Annotated in this window: 18 protein-coding genes; 6 read left to right on the top strand and 12 right to left on the bottom strand. The window is 71.5% G+C overall.

Translation table 11 applies throughout. From position 1 onward, the window contains the following. Positions 1-94: 94 nt before the first annotated feature. The 3 genes from rocD to SLINC_RS07360 form a co-directional block, all read right to left on the bottom strand. Entirely contained in the window at positions 95-1,333 is a 1,239-nt protein-coding gene (gene rocD, locus SLINC_RS07370; protein ID WP_067428148.1) for an ornithine--oxo-acid transaminase, read from the bottom strand. Then, a complete protein-coding gene (gene ddaH / locus SLINC_RS07365; protein ID WP_067428147.1) occupies positions 1,330-2,154 on the bottom strand; it encodes a dimethylargininase in 825 nt (274 codons plus the stop codon). Before ddaH ends, rocD begins: the two co-directional genes overlap by 4 nt. A gap of 124 nt (positions 2,155-2,278) precedes the next feature. Next, entirely contained in the window at positions 2,279-2,782 is a 504-nt protein-coding gene (locus SLINC_RS07360) for an Lrp/AsnC family transcriptional regulator (protein ID WP_067428145.1), read from the bottom strand. Positions 2,783-2,860: 78 nt separating this feature from the next. Between SLINC_RS07360 and SLINC_RS07355 the strand changes: the two genes are divergently transcribed. From SLINC_RS07355 to SLINC_RS07340, 4 genes are read left to right on the top strand one after another with little or no spacing between them, the layout of a single operon-like run. Next, on the top strand, positions 2,861-3,610 hold the full coding sequence (locus SLINC_RS07355) for a LytR/AlgR family response regulator transcription factor (protein WP_067428143.1): 750 nt from the start codon (positions 2,861-2,863) through the stop codon (positions 3,608-3,610). A gap of 2 nt (positions 3,611-3,612) precedes the next feature. Continuing rightward, positions 3,613-3,972: a hypothetical protein gene (locus SLINC_RS07350; RefSeq protein WP_067445128.1), complete on the top strand. Its 360-nt coding sequence runs from the start codon at positions 3,613-3,615 to the stop codon at positions 3,970-3,972. Positions 3,973-3,988: 16 nt separating this feature from the next. Continuing rightward, positions 3,989-5,701 (top strand): sodium/solute symporter, encoded by a 1,713-nt coding sequence (locus SLINC_RS07345; protein ID WP_067428140.1) that lies wholly within the window; start codon positions 3,989-3,991, stop codon positions 5,699-5,701. Beyond that, positions 5,698-6,915, top strand: coding sequence for a sensor histidine kinase (locus tag SLINC_RS07340; protein WP_067428138.1), 1,218 nt, complete (start codon positions 5,698-5,700; stop codon positions 6,913-6,915). Before SLINC_RS07345 ends, SLINC_RS07340 begins: the two co-directional genes overlap by 4 nt. On the opposite strand, the gene SLINC_RS48420 is transcribed toward SLINC_RS07340, so the two are convergent. The 7 genes from SLINC_RS48420 to SLINC_RS07310 all read right to left on the bottom strand — a co-directional run bounded on the left by SLINC_RS48420 (position 6,916) and on the right by SLINC_RS07310 (position 14,780). Beyond that, a complete protein-coding gene (locus tag SLINC_RS48420; RefSeq protein ID WP_107406564.1) occupies positions 6,916-7,086 on the bottom strand; it encodes a hypothetical protein in 171 nt (56 codons plus the stop codon). It abuts the gene before it with no gap. Positions 7,087-7,099: 13 nt separating this feature from the next. Further along, positions 7,100-8,998 carry a serine/threonine-protein kinase gene (locus SLINC_RS07335; RefSeq protein ID WP_067428134.1) on the bottom strand — a complete coding sequence of 633 codons (1,899 nt, stop codon included), beginning with the start codon at positions 8,996-8,998 and terminating at the stop codon, positions 7,100-7,102. A gap of 29 nt (positions 8,999-9,027) precedes the next feature. After that, on the bottom strand, positions 9,028-10,347 hold the full coding sequence (locus SLINC_RS07330) for a PASTA domain-containing protein (RefSeq protein WP_310736429.1): 1,320 nt from the start codon (positions 10,345-10,347) through the stop codon (positions 9,028-9,030). Positions 10,348-10,509: 162 nt separating this feature from the next. Then, positions 10,510-11,463: a cytochrome c oxidase assembly protein gene (locus SLINC_RS07325; protein ID WP_067428130.1), complete on the bottom strand. Its 954-nt coding sequence runs from the start codon at positions 11,461-11,463 to the stop codon at positions 10,510-10,512. Between the two features lie 117 nt (positions 11,464-11,580). Continuing rightward, complete coding sequence (locus tag SLINC_RS07320) at positions 11,581-12,606, bottom strand: 6-phosphofructokinase (protein WP_067428127.1); 1,026 nt, start codon at positions 12,604-12,606, stop codon at positions 11,581-11,583. Between the two features lie 188 nt (positions 12,607-12,794). Continuing rightward, entirely contained in the window at positions 12,795-13,523 is a 729-nt protein-coding gene (locus tag SLINC_RS07315) for a type 1 glutamine amidotransferase (protein ID WP_067428125.1), read from the bottom strand. Positions 13,524-13,541: 18 nt separating this feature from the next. Further along, entirely contained in the window at positions 13,542-14,780 is a 1,239-nt protein-coding gene (locus SLINC_RS07310; protein ID WP_067428123.1) for a MurT ligase domain-containing protein, read from the bottom strand. A 148-nt stretch (positions 14,781-14,928) separates the two neighbouring features. Between SLINC_RS07310 and def the strand changes: the two genes are divergently transcribed. Further along, positions 14,929-15,483, top strand: coding sequence for a peptide deformylase (gene def / locus SLINC_RS07305; protein WP_067428121.1), 555 nt, complete (start codon positions 14,929-14,931; stop codon positions 15,481-15,483). A gap of 5 nt (positions 15,484-15,488) precedes the next feature. Here the strand turns inward: def and SLINC_RS07300 are convergent, their stop codons facing one another. Continuing rightward, positions 15,489-16,133, bottom strand: coding sequence for a TetR/AcrR family transcriptional regulator (locus SLINC_RS07300; RefSeq protein WP_067428119.1), 645 nt, complete (start codon positions 16,131-16,133; stop codon positions 15,489-15,491). A 174-nt stretch (positions 16,134-16,307) separates the two neighbouring features. Between SLINC_RS07300 and SLINC_RS07295 the strand changes: the two genes are divergently transcribed. Then, a complete protein-coding gene (locus SLINC_RS07295) occupies positions 16,308-17,534 on the top strand; it encodes an acyl-CoA dehydrogenase family protein (RefSeq protein ID WP_067428117.1) in 1,227 nt (408 codons plus the stop codon). 65 nt (positions 17,535-17,599) lie between these two features. Here the strand turns inward: SLINC_RS07295 and SLINC_RS07290 are convergent, their stop codons facing one another. Then, on the bottom strand, positions 17,600-18,121 hold the full coding sequence (locus SLINC_RS07290) for a cupin domain-containing protein (RefSeq protein ID WP_067428116.1): 522 nt from the start codon (positions 18,119-18,121) through the stop codon (positions 17,600-17,602). Between the last annotated feature and the right edge of the window lie 6 nt (positions 18,122-18,127).

Below are 18,127 nucleotides of genomic sequence, written 5' to 3'. Positions count from 1 at the left end.
GGCATCCCCGGCTGACCAGGAGAAACGCACGAGGTCCGGCTCCCGGCGCACCCGGAGCCGGACCTCGCGCCACCTTACTGGCCGACGGCCGGAATCAGACCCCCCGTTCCAGCACCTTCTCCAGCGCCCCGAGCGCCCCCACGAGTTCCTCCTCGGTGATCGTCAGCGGCGGCGCCAGCCGGATCGTGGAGCCGTGGGTGTCCTTGACCAGGACGCCCTCACGCATGAGGCGCGCGCTGACCTCGCGGCCGGTGCCCAGCGCGGGATCGACGTCGACGCCCGCCCACAGGCCCCGGGAGCGGAAGCCGACCACACCCCGGCCGACCAGACCGGTGAGCCCGTCGCGCAGGATCGCGCCCAGCTCGGCGGCCCGCCGCTGGAACTCGCCCGACTCCAGCAGCTCCACCACGGCCGTGCCGACCGCCGCGGCCAGCGGGTTGCCGCCGAACGTCGAGCCGTGCTCGCCCGGCCGCAGCACCCCCAGCACGTCCCGGCGGGCGACCACCGCGGACACCGGGACGATGCCGCCGCCCAGCGCCTTGCCCAGCAGCAGGACGTCCGGGACGACCCCCTCGTGCTCCAGGGCGAGCGTGCGGCCCGTGCGGCCCAGGCCCGACTGGATCTCGTCGGCGACGAAGAGGCAGCCCGCCCGGCGGGTGAGCTCGCGCACGCCGGTCAGGTAGCCCTCGTCCGGGATGACCACCCCCGCCTCGCCCTGGATCGGCTCGATCAGCACGGCCGCGGTCGTCTCGTCGACCGCCCGCTCCAGCGCCGCCAGGTCGTTGAACGGCACGATCCGGAAGCCCGGCGTGAAGGGGCCGAAGCCGGCCCTGGCCGTCTCGTCCGTGGAGAACGACACGATCGTCGTCGTACGGCCGTGGAAGTTCTCCGCCGCGACCACGATCGTCGCCCGGTCGGCGGGGACGCCCTTCACCTCGTACGCCCACTTGCGGGCCACCTTGATGCCGCTCTCGACCGCCTCGGCGCCGGTGTTCATCGGCAGCACCATGTCCAGACCGGTCAGCTCCGCGAGCCGCTCCGCGAACTCCGCGAGCCGGTCGTTGTGGAAGGCGCGCGAGGTGAGCGTGAGGCGGTCCAGCTGGCGGTGCGCCGCCTCGATCAGCGCCGGATGCCGGTGGCCGAAGTTCAGCGCCGAGTAGCCCGCCAGCATGTCGAGGTAGCGGCGCCCCTCCACGTCCTGCACCCAGGTTCCCTCGGCGCGGGCGACGACCACGGGCAGCGGGTGGTAGTTGTGCGCGAGGACCGGCTCCTCGGCGCTGATGAGATCGGCGGAGGAACGCGTGCGGACGGGCCCGTCGATGTGCGCGGTCATGAGCGGATCTCCTGGGTGCAGCACTTGATGCCACCGCCGGCCTTGTGGAGCTCGGAGAGGTCGACGGGGACGGGGACATAGCCGTGCTCGCCGAGGCGCGCGGCGAGCGCCTCGGCCTGGGGTGCGATGAAGACGTTTCGGCCGTCGGACACCGAGTTCAGGCCGAAGGCCATCGCGTCGTCGTGGGTCGCGAGGACCGCGTCGGGGTACAGCCTGGCGAGTACCTCGCGACTGCCCGGCGTGAACGCCTCCGGGTAGTACACGATGTTGTTGCCGCCGGTGGAGTCGTCGAGCACGAACAGCGCGGTGTCCAGGTGGTAGAACCGCGGGTCGACCAGCGTCAGGCTGATCACCGGATGGCCGAAGAACTCCTGCACCTCGCGGTGCGCCTCCCGGCTCGTGCGGAACCCGGTGCCGGCCAGCACGTACCGGCCGGTCCAGACGAGGTCGCCCTCGCCCTCGCAGACCGACTCGGGGCGGTGGACGTCGTAGCCCGCGGACGTGAACCACGTGTCGTAGTGCGTGGACTCGGGGCGGCGCTCGGGGGCGTGGAAGAGGGAGCCGAAGACCCGGCCGTCGACGACGACGGCGGAGTTCGCGGCGAAGACCATGTCCGGGAGTCCGGGGACCGGATCCACGGCGTCCACGGTGTGGCCGTGGGCGTCATAGGTGCTGATCAGCGTTTGCCACTGCTCCCGGGCCAGGTCGACGTCGACCTGCGCGTCGGGACGCATCCAGGGATTGATCGCGTACTGCACGGCGAAGTGTCTGGGTTCGCAGACGAGGAATCGCCGACGGCGCGGCACACGGGAATCGGTCACAGAGGGGTTCCTCCGCTTCCTGCGGTGTCGACTGAGGGTTGACACCAAGGTAGGAACTGACGGAGACGCCCGACAAGGAACAGGGATTGCGTGTCCACGCAGGAATGCTGCGTCTTCGGGCGCCTCAGCGCAGTTCTGTTGCGTCGACCGGGGCGGGCTGGCTGGCACCGGCCTCCGGACTTTCCGGCAGGAGGTGGGACAGCACCATCACACTGATCGTCTTCCGGATGAACGGCTCCACCCGGATCCGCTCCAGCACCTCCTCGAAATGCTCCACGTCCCGCGCCCGCACGTGCAGCAGCGCGTCCGCGCCGCCGGTCACGGTCATCGCCGCGGTGATCTCCGGATGGTTGCGGACCACCTCCGCGAGCCGCCGTGGCGGGGCCGCGCCCTCGCAGTACACCTCGACGTACGCCTCGGTGCGCCAGCCCAGCGCCGCCGGCTTCACCGTCGCCGTGAAGCCGGTGATCACCCCCGTGTCCCGCAGCCGGTCCACCCGCCGCTTGACCGCCGTCGAGGACAGACCCACCACCGCGCCGATCTCCGCGAAGCTGGTGCGGGCGTTCGCCATCAGCGCCGTGAGGATCTTCCGGTCGAGCTCGTCGAACGGCGTGGGCCTGCTGTTCATGTCCGCACTGTATCCAGCGGGGGCGCCCACACCCCGGCACGTGTGCACACGTACGAATTACTCCTACACTCCGGGTTCATGCTGCGCGCCCTGGCTGTCGACGACGAACGCCCCTCGCTGGAGGAACTGCTCTACCTCCTGAACGCCGACCCCCGCATCGGCAGCGTGGAGGGCGCGGGCGACGCGACCGAGGCGCTGCGCCGCATCAACCGCGCGCTGGAGTCGGGGCCGGACGGGCCGGAGGCGATCGACGTCGTCTTCCTCGACATCAACATGCCCGGCCTCGACGGGCTGGACCTCGCCCGGCTGCTCACCGGGTTCGCCCAGCCGCCGCTCGTGGTCTTCGTCACCGCCCACGAGGACTTCGCCGTCCAGGCCTTCGACCTCAAGGCCGTCGACTACGTCCTGAAACCGGTACGCAAGGAGCGCCTCGCCGAGGCCGTCCGGCGGGCCGCCGAACGCCTCGACAGCGCCCCGCGCATCCCCGTGCACGAACCCGACCCCGACCACATACCCGTCGAGCTCGGCGGCGTCACCCGGTTCGTCTCCGTGGACGACATCACCCACGTCGAGGCCCAGGGCGACTACGCCCGCCTGCACACCGACCGGGGCAGCCACCTCGTCCGGATCCCGCTGTCCACCCTGGAGGAGCGCTGGCGCTCCCGCGGTTTCGTCCGCATCCACCGCCGCCACCTGGTCTCCCTGCGCCACGTCGGCGAGCTCCGCCTGGACGCGGGTACGGTGAGCGTCCTGGTCGGCTCCGAGGAGCTCCAGGTCAGCCGCCGCCACGCCCGCGAGCTGCGGGACCTGCTGATGAGGAGGTCGTGACGGTGCCCCAGAACCCCACCGAACGCCGGGTCGTCGTCACCGGCCCGCCCCGCCGCACCCGCAGGATCTCCGGCTACTACCGGCCCCGCACCGAGATCGACGAGCAGACCACCCTCGGCCACACCTACGTCCGCTCCCTGATGCGCACCCAACTGCGCGCCGCCCTCGCCGTGTTCGCCTTCCTCACCCTGCTCATCGGCCCGCTGCCGCTGCTCTTCGCGGCGATGCCCGAGTCCCGCCGCATCGAATGGGCCGTCCTCGGCTTCGGTCTCTACGCCCCGATGGTCCTGCTCGCCCGCTGGTTCGTGCGCCGCGCCGAACGCAACGAGCGGGACTTCGTGCGCCTCGTCGAAGACCGGTGAGGACGACCACGGGCACATGAACTCCAGCTACGCCGTCCCCGCCGTCGCCCTCGTCGTCGTCGCCACCGTCCTCGTCGGCGCCTTCGGCCTGCGCATCTCCCGCACCACCTCGGACTTCTACGTCGCCTCCCGCACCGTCGGCCCCCGCCTCAACGCGGCCGCCATCAGCGGCGAGTACCTCTCCGCCGCCTCCTTCCTCGGCATCGCGGGACTGGTCCTCGTGCAGGGCCCCGACATGCTCTGGTACCCGGTCGGCTACACCGCCGGCTACCTGGTCCTGCTCCTGTTCGTCGCCGCCCCGCTGCGCCGCTCCGGCGCCTACACGCTGCCCGACTTCGCCGAGGCCCGGCTCGCCTCCCAGGCGGTCCGACGGCTCGCCGGCGCCTTCGTCGTCGGCGTCGGCTGGCTCTACCTGCTGCCCCAGCTCCAGGGCGCCGGACTGACGCTGACCGTGCTGACCGGGGCGCCCGGCTGGCTCGGCGGAGTGATCGTGGCGGCCGTCGTGGTCGCCACCGTCGCCGCCGGAGGCATGCGCAGCATCACCTTCGTCCAGGCCTTCCAGTACTGGCTCAAGCTCACCGCCCTGCTGGTCCCCGCCCTCTTCCTGACCCTCGCCTGGCAGGGCGACGGCGCCCCCCGCCACGCCTTCGAGGAACCGGCCGCCTTCCGCGAGCAGCGCAACGTCCGCGTCGACACGAGCCTGGACCTCAAGCTCGACGCGCCGCTCACGGTCACGGTCAGCGGCACGATCGACGGCCGCCCGCACGACGACGACCGGCTGCGCCTGCCCGCCGGCACGCACCACATCGAGCAGGGCACCCGGCTGACCTTCGACAAGGGGGCCGCCGTCCCGGTCGCCGACCGCGGCACCAACGGCGGCATGTCGACCTCCCTGGCCACCAGCCGCGAGGAACGGCCCCTGTACGCCACGTACGGCCTGATCCTCGCCACCTTCCTCGGCACCATGGGCCTGCCCCACGTCGTCGTCCGCTTCTACACCAGCCCCCACGGCGTCGCCGCCCGCCGCACCACGGTGGCCGTCCTCGGCCTGATCGGCGCCTTCTACCTGCTGCCGCCCGTGTACGGTGCCCTCGGCCGGATCTACGCCCCCGAACTCACCCTCACCGGGGACGCGGACGCCGCCGTCCTGCTGCTTCCCGAGCGGGTGATCGGCGGCCTCGGCGGCGATCTGCTCGGGGCGCTGGTGGCGGGCGGGGCCTTCGCCGCGTTCCTCTCCACGGCCTCGGGCCTGACCATGGCCGTCGCGGGCGTGCTCACCCAGGACGTACTGCCCTCGCGCGGGGTACGGCACTTCCGGCTCGGCACGGTGCTCGCCATGGCCGTACCGCTCGCGGCGAGCATGCTGGTCGGCGGTCTCCCGGTCGCCGACGCGGTGGGACTGGCCTTCGCCGTGTCGGCCTCGTCGTTCTGCCCGCTGCTCGTGCTCGGCATCTGGTGGCGGCGGCTGACCCCGCCGGGCGCCGCCGCGGGCATGCTGGTGGGTGGCGGCTCCGCCTTCCTCGCCGTGGCCGCGACCATGGCCGGATTCCCCGGCACGGGCTCGCTGCACGCCCTGCTCGCCTGGCCCGCGCTCTGGTCGGTGCCGCTGGGATTCCTCACCATGATGCTGGTGTCCCTGGCGACGGCGGGGCGCGTACCGGCGGGGACGGCGGCCATCCTGGCCCGCTTCCATCTGCCGGAGGAACTCAGGGCGGAGGCGAAGGCATGAGCGGATTCATCGCCGGACTGTGCGTGGCGATCCTCCCCCTGCTCGCCGCCGGGTTCTGGCTCGGCAGGCGCACCGCCCGCCCCCAGCACCTCGGCGGTCTCGGCACCCCCGTCGAACACGCCACCTTCGAGACCCTGCACACCGCCTCCCTCGCCGCGCCCCCGCTGCGGGCGGGCCTGACCGAGGAGACCGCCCGCAAGTCGGCCCGCAGACTGCGCACCCTGCTCGGCACGGACGCCCTGTGCCTGGCGGACCAGAAGGACGTCCTCGTCTGGGACGGCGTCGGCGGCCACCACCGCACCGAGATCATGGAACGCCTCGCGGGCCCCCTGGAGACCGGCCGGGGCGAGGCCTTCCGGCTGACGTGCGACACCCCCGACTGCCCGGTGCGCTGGGCGGTGGTCGCCCCGCTCACCGTCGACGACCGCGTCCACGGCGCCCTCGTCGCCTGCGCGCCCCGCGAGTCCGCCGTCCTGGTCCGCGCGGCCGGCGAGGTCGCCCGCTGGGTCTCCGTCCAGCTCGAACTCGCCGACCTCGACCAGTCCCGCACCCGCCTGATCGAGGCCGAGATCAAGGCCCTGCGCGCGCAGATCTCCCCGCACTTCATCTTCAACTCGCTCGCGGTGATCGCCTCGTTCGTCCGCACCGACCCCGAGCGCGCCCGCGAACTGCTCCTGGAGTTCGCCGACTTCACCCGCTACTCGTTCCGCAGGCACGGCGACTTCACCACCCTCGCCGACGAACTCCACGCCATCGACCACTACCTGGCGCTCGTGCGGGCACGCTTCGGCGACCGCCTCTCCGTCACCCTCCAGATCGCCCCCGAGGTGCTGCCGGTTGCCCTGCCCTTCCTGTGCCTCCAGCCGCTCGTCGAGAACGCCGTCAAGCACGGACTGGAGGGCAAGGCCGTCTCCGCCGGCGGCAAGAGCCACATCGGCATCACCGCCCAGGACGCGGGCGCCGAGGCACTGGTCGTCATCGAGGACGACGGGGTCGGCATGGACCCCGTCCTGCTGCGCCGCATCCTCTCCGGCGAGGTCAGCCCGTCGGGCGGCATCGGCCTGTCCAACGTCGACGACCGGCTCCGCCAGGTCTACGGCGACGACTACGGACTCGTCATCGAGACGGCGGTGGGAGCCGGTATGAAGGTCACCGCCCGGCTGCCCAAGTACCAGCCGGGCGTGCACTCGGCGGGCCGCGTCGGCGGCGGATGATCAGGTGCTCCCGGTGGCCACCATGCCGAGCGTGATCAGACCCAGCACGACCCAGCCGAACCACAGCCAGCCGTTGCTTCCGAGCGCCACCGTGTAGGCGGTCACCGCGACGAGTCCGCCGACGGTGAGCACCCCCATCGTCTTGGTCGAGCTGTCCGTGGATCCGGGCATCGCAACACCCTCCTCATGGTCCGTCTCCCTCCATGGTGCCCCCGTTCTGCTTCCGAACGGTGCACACGACGAAATGTGTGCCGTTCTTCCAGTGCCCCTCGCTCGTCCAGGAGCCCGCCGTGTACACCGACGGATCGAAGCCGAAGTCCCCCGGCGGCACCTCCCGGCCGCACGCCGGGTCAGACTGTGCGTGCGCCCGGCCGAACGGGACGTCGGCGGCCAGCCGGGTGAACCCGAGCACCACCTCGTCGTGCGGAACGTCGCAGGAGACCAGCCGGGCCACCCGGTTGGACGGCACCTCCAGGCAGTCCCGCTTCTGCATGGTCGCGGTGTCCGCGAAGGCCGAACCGAGCGCGCGGTGCGGGCCCAGCGGCCCGTACACCGGCCCGTTCGCGCCCAGCACCAGGCAGGCGGTGCTCCGCCCGGCGGCCCGGAACCCGTCCTCGGTCGGCACGACGGCCAGCGCCCGCACATCGGCGAGCCTGTCCCGCAGCTCCCGCGTCCGCTCCTCGCACCGGGCCGGCCCCAGCCGCCGCGCCTCGTCCGCGGACGCGGCCTCCACGAGCGCCATCACCTGTCCGTCCGGCACCGCCCGGCCACCGCAGCCGGGGTCCAGGGACAGCCGGGGCACGCCCCGGAAGCGCTCGCCCGACCAGTCCGCGAGGACGCAGTCGCCCTCCCGCAGCGCCTTGGACAGCCCGACACCCCCGCCGTACGGCGGTCCGCTCCCGCCCCCGCCGCCGCCCTCGGGCAGGTGGGCCACGGCGTACCAGACCCCGCCCAGCGCCAGCACCGCCCCGAGCACTCCGGCCAGGACGGCACGCAGGACGCGCGAACGCTCGCGGCGCCGCCGCCGGACGGGTGGCGCCGGGTCCGGGACCACGGGCGGCGGCCCGAAGCCGTACGCCTCCCCGGGCCCGCGGGAGCCGCGCGGCGCCGGGCGGTCCGGGGGCGGGGGTGGCGGGGGCGGCGGGGGAGGGACGCCCCAGGGCGGCTGCGAGCCCAGATCGGTCTGGGTGCGGGCGTAGGCATCCGCCTGTGCCTGGGGCGTGACGATCCGGGACAGCGCGGCCTCCGCCTCGGCCGCCGTGGGCCGCTGCCCCGGGTCCTTCGCGAGCAGGGACCGCAGTACGGGCCCCAGCGCCCCCGCCCGCAGGGCCGGCCGGGGCTCCTCCATGACCACGGCGGTGATCTCGGCGAGATGGGACTCCCGCTCGAAGGGGCCCACACCCTCCACCGCGTGGTAGAGCGTGCAGCCCAGCGAGAACAGGTCGGCGGCCGGCGTGGGCGTCCCGCCCGTGGCCCGCTCGGGCGCCAGATACCCGGCGGTGCCCACGAGCACCGACGCCAGCGTGTACCGCGGTTCACCGGTGTCCGGCTGCACGGAGATGCCGTAGTCGGTCAGCAGGACGCGTCCGTACGGTGCCCCGCCGCGGTCCGGGGCGAGCAGGATGTTGGCCGGTTTCACGTCCCGGTGCAGCACGCCCCGCTCGTGCCCGGCGGTCAGCGCGTCCAGCACGGCGAGCCCGATCCGGGCGCACTCGGCGGGGGCGAGCGGCCCCCGGGTGCGGACCAGGTCGCGCAGGTCGACGGCGCCCGCCACGTACTCCATGACGATCCACGGCAGCCCGTCGTGCTCCAGGACGTCGTGCACGGTCACCACGTGCGGATGGCCGCGCAGTCCGGCCGCGTGCCGGGCCTCGGCGCGGGCCCGCGCGACCCGTGATTCCCGCTCGGGGCCCGCCTCGGCCGGGTCGCGGAACACGATCTCCTTGAGCGCGACCTCGCAGGCGAGTCGCTGGTCGTGGGCGAGCCAGACATGGCCCATGCCGCCGCTGCCCAGCCGGTTCAGCAGCACATAGCGGCCGGCGACGACCCGGCCCACTCCCGACGTCGGTGTTCCTGAAGGCATCCGGTCGACTCCCGGGTTCTGCGGACGCGCTACACGAGCGCGCCGACGGTCGGCTCGTCGCTCCCCGGTCCGCCCGAAACGGTGTCTCCGCCCGACGGTGCGCCGGTGGTGACCGGGGCGCCGGTCGGGGGCGCGGCGGTCGTGACCGGCGGAGGCGGCGCGGACGTGGTCTCGGGCGGAGAGCTGGTCGGGGAGGTGGAGGCGGGCGGAGGATCCCGTGGGGGCGGCTCGGGACCCGCCCCGGACGCGGAGCTCGGTGGGGGCGGTTCGGACCTCGGGGGCGGGTCGGAACTCGGCGGCGGGCTCGACGTCGGTGGCCGGCCGGACTCGGGCGGCTCGGAGCCGGAGGCCGTACCGGAGGAGGGCGGCGGCGCGGGCGACGACGACGTCCCGGGATCGCCGCTGGACGGCGGTGGCGGTGGCGGCGGTGGCGGCGGTGTCGTCGTCGGCCCGGAGGGCCCGGGCGGCGGGGGAGTGGCCGGCCCGACGGAGGTGTCCCCGGTGGGGTTGCCGGCCACGCTCAGCATCACGTACTCCCCGAACCGCAGCTCGGTGCCCGCCGGCGGGTCGGACGCCGTGACCCGGGCCCCGTTGGCGGGCAGCCCCTGTCCGGCGTAGTCGGCCGCCAGGCCCGTGTCGGCCAGGTGCCGGCTCGCCTGCCCGAACGTCGTTCCGGCGAGGTTCGGCACCGCGCGCCGCTCGCGGGTGTCGAACGTGGCGTCGTCCTCACCCGTCGTGCCGACCGGCCGGTTGATGCCCCGCACCGGTTCCTCGACGTCGACCAGGGCGAGCCGGGCCAGGGGCCGGGCGGCGGGCCGCACGGCCACCGCGTCGTCCCGCTCGTACCCGCGCCACTTCTTGTTGCCGTCCTCGAACTCGACGGAGATCTTCGTCGTGTCGCCCTCGAAAGGCCGCAGCGGATTTCCGCACGAACACTTCACGGCGGGAAGGCCCTGCCGATCCACGAGAATCGCGATTCCCGACTGGAGCAGCGAGTTGTACGGGACGGCCTTTCCCTTTTTGTAGTCGTGGTTCTTGACGAGAGTGTCGTGACGCAGCAGAACAGGTGTGAGGAGTTCCAGATAATCCGGAATCCGGTCCGTGGTGATGTCCAGCGCACGGGCCCACGCCTGTGCCTTCTGCTCATTGGCGGGATCGGTGAGGAAGTCCTCCAGCGCGTCGACGTCACAGATCGTCGGCTGCTTCGAACCCCCGTACAGGCCAGGTGTGTCGCCCTGCTGGAGCCCGCCGGGCGCGGGCCGCGACCGGACCCGGGCATCCCGGCCCAGTCCGCTGCGCTCGTCGAAGAACGGCGCCAGTGACGGAACTCCCGCGGCGACCGCTTTCACGACGAACAATTGTGCGTCTCTGCTGCATCCGCTCAGCACGAGAACGCAAACCAGCAGACACGCAATCCTTTTCGCGAGCCTTTGCATAAATGCGCGAAGTGTCATCACCGCTCCCCCCGGCGGTTCCCCCGTCGCGCTTCATGCTACTGAAGAAAGAAGCCCTCAACGCCCGCGTGCGTTCAATGAGGCCAAATAGGCGTTGTATGCCTCGAGTTCCTTGTCGCCGTCCCGGTCGGCGGCCCGGTCCTGGCGCTTGGCCTGCCGCTGTTCGGAGCCGTACCACTGGAACAGCAGCGCGATCAGCACCAGCACGGACGGGATCTCGCTGAACGCCCACGCGATACCACCGGCCGCGTTCTGGTCCGACAGCGCGTCGATACCGAGGGAGGCGGGCGGATTCCTGAACGTCTCGACCATGGGCTCGGACGCCATCATCAGTGCGATACCGAAGAACGCGTGGAACGGCATGCCCGCGAACAGCTCCAGCATCCGCATCAGATAACCCGGCCGGTGCGGCCCCGGGTCGACCCCGATGATCGGCCAGAAGAAGACGATGCCTACGGCGAGGAAGTGCACCATCATCGCGACGTGCCCGGTCTTCGATCCCATCAGGAAGTCGAACAGGGGGGTGAAGTACAGCGCGTACAGGCTCGCGATGAACAGCGGAATGGTGAACGCCGGATGCGTGATGATCTGCATGTACCGGCTGTGCAGCAGGGCCAGGAGCAGTTCACGCGGCCCCTTGCGGCCCCTGGTGGCGGCCACCGGCAGCGCCCGCAGCGCCAGCGTGATCGGCGCCCCCAGCAGGATCAGGATCGGCGACAGCATGCTGATCACCATGTGCTGCACCATGTGCACGCTGAACATGACCATCCCGTAGTCGTTCAGCCTGGTGCACATCATCAGTCCGATGGACAGCACCCCCGCCACGAACGACACGGTCCGCCCCGCCGACCAGGAATCCCCACGTCGTGCGAGCCGCACGACCCCCCACGCGTACAGCGCGAGTGCCACCGCGCAGGCGACCAGAAAGAACGGGTCGGCCGACCAACCGAGCCCCCGCCCCAGCGTGAACGGCGGCAGATCCATGGTCATGCCGTGCCCGCTGTGTTCCATTCCGCCGGCTCCTGATTCATGGGGGGTTGTACGTTTCCTGCCGCCCCAAGACTAGAGCGGCCCCCGGCGACCGCTGTCACCGGGGGCTGGAGGAGGTGCGGCTTCGCCGCGTGCGCGCTACAGCACGCACTCGGCCTCTTCGTACCGGTTCTCCGGCACCGTCTTCAAGGTCTCGACCGCCTCCGCGAGGGACACCATCACGATGTCCGTCCCACGCAGCGCGGTCATGTGACCGAACTCCCCACGGTGCACGGCCTCCACCGCGTGCCACCCGAACCGCGTGGCGAGCACCCGGTCGTACGCGGTGGGCGTACCGCCCCGCTGCACATGCCCGAGTATCACCGGCCGCGCCTCCTTGCCGAGCCGGGCCTCCAGCTCCAGGGACAGCTGCCGCGCGATCCCCGCGAACCGCTCGTGCCCGTAGATGTCCTTGGCGCCCTCGTCGAACGCCATGGTCCCGGGCTTCGGCTTGGCGCCCTCCGCCGCGACGACGATCGCGAACCGCTTGCCCGCCTCGAACCGCTCACCGACCTTGCGGGTCAACTCGTCGATGTCGAAGGGCCGTTCCGGCACCACGATGGCGTGGGCGCCGGCCGCCATGCCGGAGTGCAGCGCTATCCACCCGGTGTGGCGTCCCATGACCTCGACGACCAGCACCCGCTGGTGGGACTCGGCGGTGGTCTTGAGCCGGTCCAGCGCCTCCGTCGCGACCCCCACGGCCGTGTCGAAGCCGAAGGTGACGTCGGTGACCGCGATGTCGTTGTCGATGGTCTTCGGCACGCCCACGACGGGCAGACCGGCGTCGGACATCAGCCGGGCCGCCTTGAGGGTGCCCTCGCCGCCGATCGGGATGATCGCGTCGAGTCCGAGCTCCTCGACATGCCCCCGGGCCCGCTCCACGCCGTCCCGCAGATGCGAGGGCTGGACGCGGGAGGAGCCGAGGATCGTGCCGCCGCGGGCCAGGATGCCGCCCACCGCGTCGAGGTCCAGCTTGAGGTAGTCGCACTCCAGGAGGCCCTTCCAGCCGTCCCGGAAACCGATGACCTCGTCGCCGTGGTCGGCGACGGCACGGTGCACGACGGACCGGATGACGGCGTTCAGGCCGGGACAGTCGCCGCCGGACGTGAGGACACCAATGCGCATAGCCCGATACACCTTCTCGACGTGGGCCGGGTCCGGACCACGCTGTCCGGCTCGAACCCCGCCACCCTAGCGGCAGGAGGGGGCGGGACCGTAGCACGCGTCCGCCTGCTGGACGAGCCCGCTCACCTGTGTGTACGGGCCGTCAGACGGGCTGGTTACACCGAGTGGGACACCTGGTGTACATCACCTCACGCAGGCTGCTCCGCGGAGGCGATGCGCTCGTTGCGCAGGGCCTCGTACCAGCGGTCGTCGGTCGGCGGCAGCGCGTTGACGTCGAGCGCCAGCTTCAGCAGCAGATCGGCGATGAGCGGGTTCCGCGCGAGGACGGGTCCGTGCATGTACGTACCGAAGACAGTGTCGTTGTACGCGCCTTCGGTGCCGTCGCCCGTGCCGTTGCCGTTGCCGAAGCGGACCTTGGCGAGGGGGCGGGCGGTGGGGCCGAGGTGGGTGATGCCCTGGTGGTTCTCGAAGCCGGTCAGCGGGGGCAGGCCGAGCCGCGGGTCGATGTCGCCCAGCACGTCACCGACGCACCGCTCGCCCTCGCCGCGCACCGAGACCACGTCGAGCAGGCCGAGGCCCGGCTCGCGCTGGCCGAGGTCGTTGATGAACTCGTGGCCGAGGATCTGGTAGCCGGCACAGACCGAGAAGACGATCGCGCCGTTCTCCACGGCCCGGTGCAGACCGCCGTCTCGGCGCAGCCGCTCGGCCGCGAGCCGCTGCGGCCGGTCCTCGCCGCCACCGATCAGGTAGATGTCGCCGGAGGTCGGGATCGGCTGGTCGCTGCGTACGTCGAGGCGGGCCACGTCGAGGCCGCGCTGCCGGGCGCGGCGCTCGACGACCAGGACGTTGCCCTGGTCACCGTAGGTGCTGAGCAGGTCGGGGTAGATCCAGACGACCCGCAGGCTGTTGTCGCTCACAAAAGTCCCCTGAGTGTGTCAGTTGCCGACGCGGCGGCGCAGGTCCTGGAAGGCGGTGTAGTTGGCGATGACCTCGATGCGGCCGGGCGGGCTCATCTGCACGGCCTGGTCGATGTTCTCGCACACCTGGAAGTGCTGGTTCGCGACCTCCAGACGCACCGCGAGGTCCAGTTTCCGGTCGCCGATGACGCAGATCGGGTGGCCGGTCAGCCGGGTGTAGTCGACGTCCCACAGCCAGGAGGTGTCGGTGCCGTCGGCGCCGCGCGCGTTGACCGAGAGGATCACCGGGGTCGGCGGCGGGTCGATCAGGCTGAACGTCTCCAGCCAGCCGGCCGGGTTCTTCGCGAGCAGGAGTCTGAGGTCCCGCTCCATGAACTGCACGACGTCGTACCGTCCGGCGACGGCCTGCACCTGGTACATGCGTTCCAGGGCGACCTGCGGCGGCACGCCGAAGACGGCGGCGACGGCGGCCGAGGAGGCGGCGTTGGCCTTGTTGGCCCGGCCCGGCAGCTGGAGATGGATGGGCCAGGCGGATCCGTGCGGGTCGAGGACGTGGTCCCCGGACAGCGCCCAGCTCGGCGTCGGCCGCCGGAACCCGCACTCACCGCAGAACCAGTCGTCGCCGGGCCGCTGCATCACGCCACCGCAGGACGGGCAGGACCAGGCGTCGTCCTTCCACATCTGTCCGGCGGCGACCCAGATCACATTGGGGGAGGAGGAGGCGGCCCACACGACCAGCGGGTCGTCGGCGTTGGCCACGATGACGGCCTTGGAACCGGCCAGCCCCTCGCGCCAGTTCTCGGCGAGCATGCGGGTCTCGGCGGCACGGTCGAGCTGGTCGCGGGAGAGGTTGAGCAGCGCGATGCACTTCGGGTCGGTGTCCCGGGCCACTCCGGCGAGGTACTTCTCGTCCACCTCGATGACGCCGAAGCGCGCGTCCGAGCTGCCCGCGAGCGCCGAGGTGATGCCGGCCGGCATGTTGGCGCCGAGCGCGTTGGAGACGACCGGGCCGGCGGCCCGCAGCGCCTCGGCGATCAGCCGGGTGGTGGTGGTCTTGCCGTTGGTCGCCGAGACCAGGGTCACGTCCAGGTTCTGGGCGAGCCTGGCGAGCAGGTCGGGGTCGAGCTTGAGTGCCACCCGGCCACCGATCACCGAACCGCTGCCGCGCCCCGCGGCGCGGGATGCCGCCGCGACCGCTTTGCCCGCGGTAACGGCGATCTTGGCCCGCGGCGTGAGCGGGTCCGAGTTGCCTGCCATCAGTTCTCGATCCTCCTTGCGTACGCGCCGCGCCTGAAGCCATTCGGCAACGTGGTGTGGACCTCAGCCTATCGAGATCCATTCGCACTCCCGAACCGCGGCGCCCGCACGAGCTTCGCGTGACAGTCAGGACCGTACCCTTGCGGCCATGCGACAAGGCCCTATCCCGGGCGCCCGCGGGCGCGTCCGACCCCTCAGCCTGCTCGGCGACGACGTCCTGCACGCCCCCTGCGAGGACGTCACCGACTTCGGCCCCGAACTGGCCGACCTCGTGGAGGACTTGTTCGCCACGATGTACGCCGCCGAGGGCGTCGGCCTCGCCGCGAACCAGATCGGCCGATCGCTGCGCGTCTTCGTCTACGACTGTCCCGACGACGAGGACCGGCGCCATCTCGGCCATCTCGTCAACCCCCGCCTGGTCGAGGCCGACGGCCTGGTCCTGCGCGGCCCGGAGGGCTGCCTGTCCCTACCGGGCCTGGAAGCGGGCACGGAACGTCACGACCACGCGGTCGTCGAGGGCTTCACGACGACGGGGGAGCCGGTCACCGTCCACGGCACGGGCTTCTTCGCGAGATGTCTGCAACACGAGTGCGACCACCTGGAGGGCCGGGTGTACGCGGACCGGCTGACGGGCTGGCGCCACCGTCGCCTGATGCGGCAGGCAGGGCGAGCTTCCTGGAGCGGGGGACCGCAGCGTCCTTAGGACCGTCAGAACCCCGGCCCGCCCACCTTGTCCCCGGCCGCCGCCAGGCGACCCCACAGCAGATCGGCCAGACTGCGCACCAACTCGTCCCGGGGGCACGGCCGTTCCCCGAGCCACCAGTCACCCGCCGCGTGCATCATCCCGACGATGCCGTGCCCCCACACCCGGGCCAGCTGCTGGCTGCCGGGGCCGAGATCCAGCCGTTCCTCGATGACCTGGGCCAGTTCCTCACCCATCCTGCGCAGCAGCGGCCAGCTGTGCTTGCCGACATCGAACTCCTGGTCCCCGACCTGCCCCGCCTCCGCGGGATGCATCAGGAACCGGTACACCTGAGGCCGCGCCTCGATCGCCGCGAGGTAGGTGTCCAGCGTCGCCTCGACCCGCTCCCGGCGCTCGGCCGGCGCGTCCAGCGCGGCTCGCAGCGAATCCAGCAACGCGTCGGTGTGCCGCTTGGCCAAGGCCGCGTAAAGTCCACCCTTGTCGCCGAAGTGGCGGTAAAGGATCGGCTTTGTGATCCCGGCCTCCGCCGCGATCGCGTTCATCGAGGCCTGGGGACCGTCGCGCAGCACCACTCTGTCCGCGGCCTCCAGCAGCTCGCGCCGACGGCGGTCGGCGGACCGCTGTTGATCGGTCCGCTGTGTGGTGTCCATGAAATCTCCCCCACCGGTGCTGAATAGGTAACGCCTGCGCAAACTAACACTTCGGATGGTCGTTGCATCGAACGGGCTGCCGACCGGTCGGTAGGAGTTGACTTTTCCTACCGACCAGTAACAGACTCGGTGTTACCGTTAGTAACACGCACGTACGTCGCCTCTGGAGGGGACATGGCCGAGTTCACCATGGAGCTCAACGACGAACAGAGGGAGGTCCGGGACTGGTTGCACGGTTTCGCCGCCGATGTGATCCGCCCCGCGGCCGCCGAATGGGACGAGCGTGAGGAGACTCCCTGGCCGGTCATCCAGGAGGCGGCGAAGCTCGGCATCTACTCCCTGGACTTCTACGCCCAGCAGTATTTCGACCCTACGGGCCTCGGCATACCCATGGCCATGGAGGAACTCTTCTGGGGCGACGCGGGCATCGCCCTCTCCATCGTCGGGACCGGCCTCGCCGCCGTCGGTGTCCTCGCCAACGGCACCGAGGAACAGATCGGCACCTGGATTCCCCAGATGTACGGCGATGTCAACGATGTCAAGGTCGCGGCCTTCTGCTCCTCCGAGCCGGACGCCGGTTCCGACGTCGCCTCCATGCGTACCCGTGCGGTGTACGACGAAGCCAAGGACGAGTGGATTCTCAACGGCACGAAGACCTGGGCGACCAACGGCGGTATCGCCAACGTCCATGTCGTCGTCGCCGTGGTCGACCCGGAACTGGGCTCCAAGGGCCACGCCTCCTTCATCGTCCCGCCGAACACGCCGGGGCTGTCCCAGGGGCAGAAGTTCAAGAAGCACGGCATCCGCGCCTCGCACACCGCCGAGGTCGTCCTGGAGGACGCCCGGGTCCCCGGTTCCTGCCTCCTCGGCGGCAAGGAGAAGCTGGACGAGCGGCTGGCACGGGCCCGCGAGCGGGCCAAGGCGGGCGGGGAGCGCGTGAAGAACGCGGCGATGGCCACGTTCGAGGCGAGCCGCCCCGCGGTGGGAGCCATGGCGGTCGGCACGGCTCGGGCCGCCTACGAGGTCGCCCTCGACTACGCCAAGACGCGGGAGCAGTTCGGGCGGCCGATCATCGACAACCAGGGCGTGGCCTTCCAGCTGGCCGACATGCGGACGTCCATCGACGCGGCCCGTCTGCTCGTCTGGCGCGCCTCCTGGATGGCGATTAGCGGCAAGCAGTTCACGGCCGCCGAGGGCTCGATGTCCAAGCTGTTCGCCAGTGAGACCGCGAAGAAGGTCACCGCGCAGGCGGTGCAGATCCTGGGCGGAAACGGCTATACGCGGGAGTATCCGGTGGAGCGGATGCACCGGGACGCGGCGATCTACACGATCTTCGAGGGCACGAGTGAGATCCAGCGGCTGGTGATCGCCCGGACGCTCTCGGGGATGTCCATTCGGTAGTCGAGCGGCTGCGGGCGTGTGGGGGCTGGTCGCGCAGTTCCCCGCGCCCCTTCAGGTAGGGCAGCTCACCGGTGTTTCAAAGGGGTGAGTTGTTCGATGTCGTATCTCGACCGGAGTTGCTCGATCGCCGCGTGATCCGGTGGGCCGCCACCGTCGAGGATCTCCAGGAGTTCCTCGAAGTAGCGCTCGTGGTCCGGCGGCGGGCTCGCCTGGAAGAACATCTTCGCGGGGGAGTCCGTCGGGTTGGCGAAGGCGTGCGGGCACCCCGGCGGTACGACGACGACCGTACCCGGAGTCGCCCGCACGACGCGGTTTCCGGAAAGGGACTCCCAGCGCTGCCAGTGGTCCGGGGTACGGATCCTCGGCTCGAAGGCGAGCACGTCCAGTTCGCCGTCGAGGACGTAGAACAACTCCTCGCTGCGGGTGTGGACATGGGCGCCGACGTCGAAGCCCGGGGGCACGATCACCTCGAAGGTGGAGGCCGTGCGGGAGTGGGAGCCGGTCACCTTGAAGGTGACGTGCTGGGCCGGGGTCTGGACGACACGGCCGTGACCCGGCGGGACCAGCAGGCCCTCCGTCGCCGTCATCGCCCG

This window comes from Streptomyces lincolnensis, from assembly GCF_001685355.1.
Taxonomy (GTDB): domain Bacteria; phylum Actinomycetota; class Actinomycetes; order Streptomycetales; family Streptomycetaceae; genus Streptomyces; species Streptomyces lincolnensis.
This window is presented reverse-complemented; position numbering and strand designations above follow the sequence as displayed.

Coding starts and splice junctions, on each gene's coding strand:
- SLINC_RS07325 (WP_067428130.1), bottom strand. CDS start 11,463: ATGGAACACAGCGGGCACGGCATGACCATGGATCTGCCGCCGTTCACG.
- SLINC_RS48420 (WP_107406564.1), bottom strand. CDS start 7,086: ATGCCCGGATCCACGGACAGCTCGACCAAGACGATGGGGGTGCTCACC.
- SLINC_RS07360 (WP_067428145.1), bottom strand. CDS start 2,782: ATGAACAGCAGGCCCACGCCGTTCGACGAGCTCGACCGGAAGATCCTC.
- SLINC_RS07340 (WP_067428138.1), top strand. CDS start 5,698: ATGAGCGGATTCATCGCCGGACTGTGCGTGGCGATCCTCCCCCTGCTC.
- SLINC_RS07300 (WP_067428119.1), bottom strand. CDS start 16,133: ATGGACACCACACAGCGGACCGATCAACAGCGGTCCGCCGACCGCCGT.
- SLINC_RS07335 (WP_067428134.1), bottom strand. CDS start 8,998: ATGCCTTCAGGAACACCGACGTCGGGAGTGGGCCGGGTCGTCGCCGGC.
- SLINC_RS07295 (WP_067428117.1), top strand. CDS start 16,308: ATGGCCGAGTTCACCATGGAGCTCAACGACGAACAGAGGGAGGTCCGG.
- rocD (WP_067428148.1), bottom strand. CDS start 1,333: ATGACCGCGCACATCGACGGGCCCGTCCGCACGCGTTCCTCCGCCGAT.
- SLINC_RS07310 (WP_067428123.1), bottom strand. CDS start 14,780: ATGGCAGGCAACTCGGACCCGCTCACGCCGCGGGCCAAGATCGCCGTT.
- SLINC_RS07345 (WP_067428140.1), top strand. CDS start 3,989: ATGAACTCCAGCTACGCCGTCCCCGCCGTCGCCCTCGTCGTCGTCGCC.
- SLINC_RS07320 (WP_067428127.1), bottom strand. CDS start 12,606: ATGCGCATTGGTGTCCTCACGTCCGGCGGCGACTGTCCCGGCCTGAAC.
- SLINC_RS07355 (WP_067428143.1), top strand. CDS start 2,861: ATGCTGCGCGCCCTGGCTGTCGACGACGAACGCCCCTCGCTGGAGGAA.
- SLINC_RS07290 (WP_067428116.1), bottom strand. CDS start 18,121: ATGACGGCGACGGAGGGCCTGCTGGTCCCGCCGGGTCACGGCCGTGTC.
- def (WP_067428121.1), top strand. CDS start 14,929: ATGCGACAAGGCCCTATCCCGGGCGCCCGCGGGCGCGTCCGACCCCTC.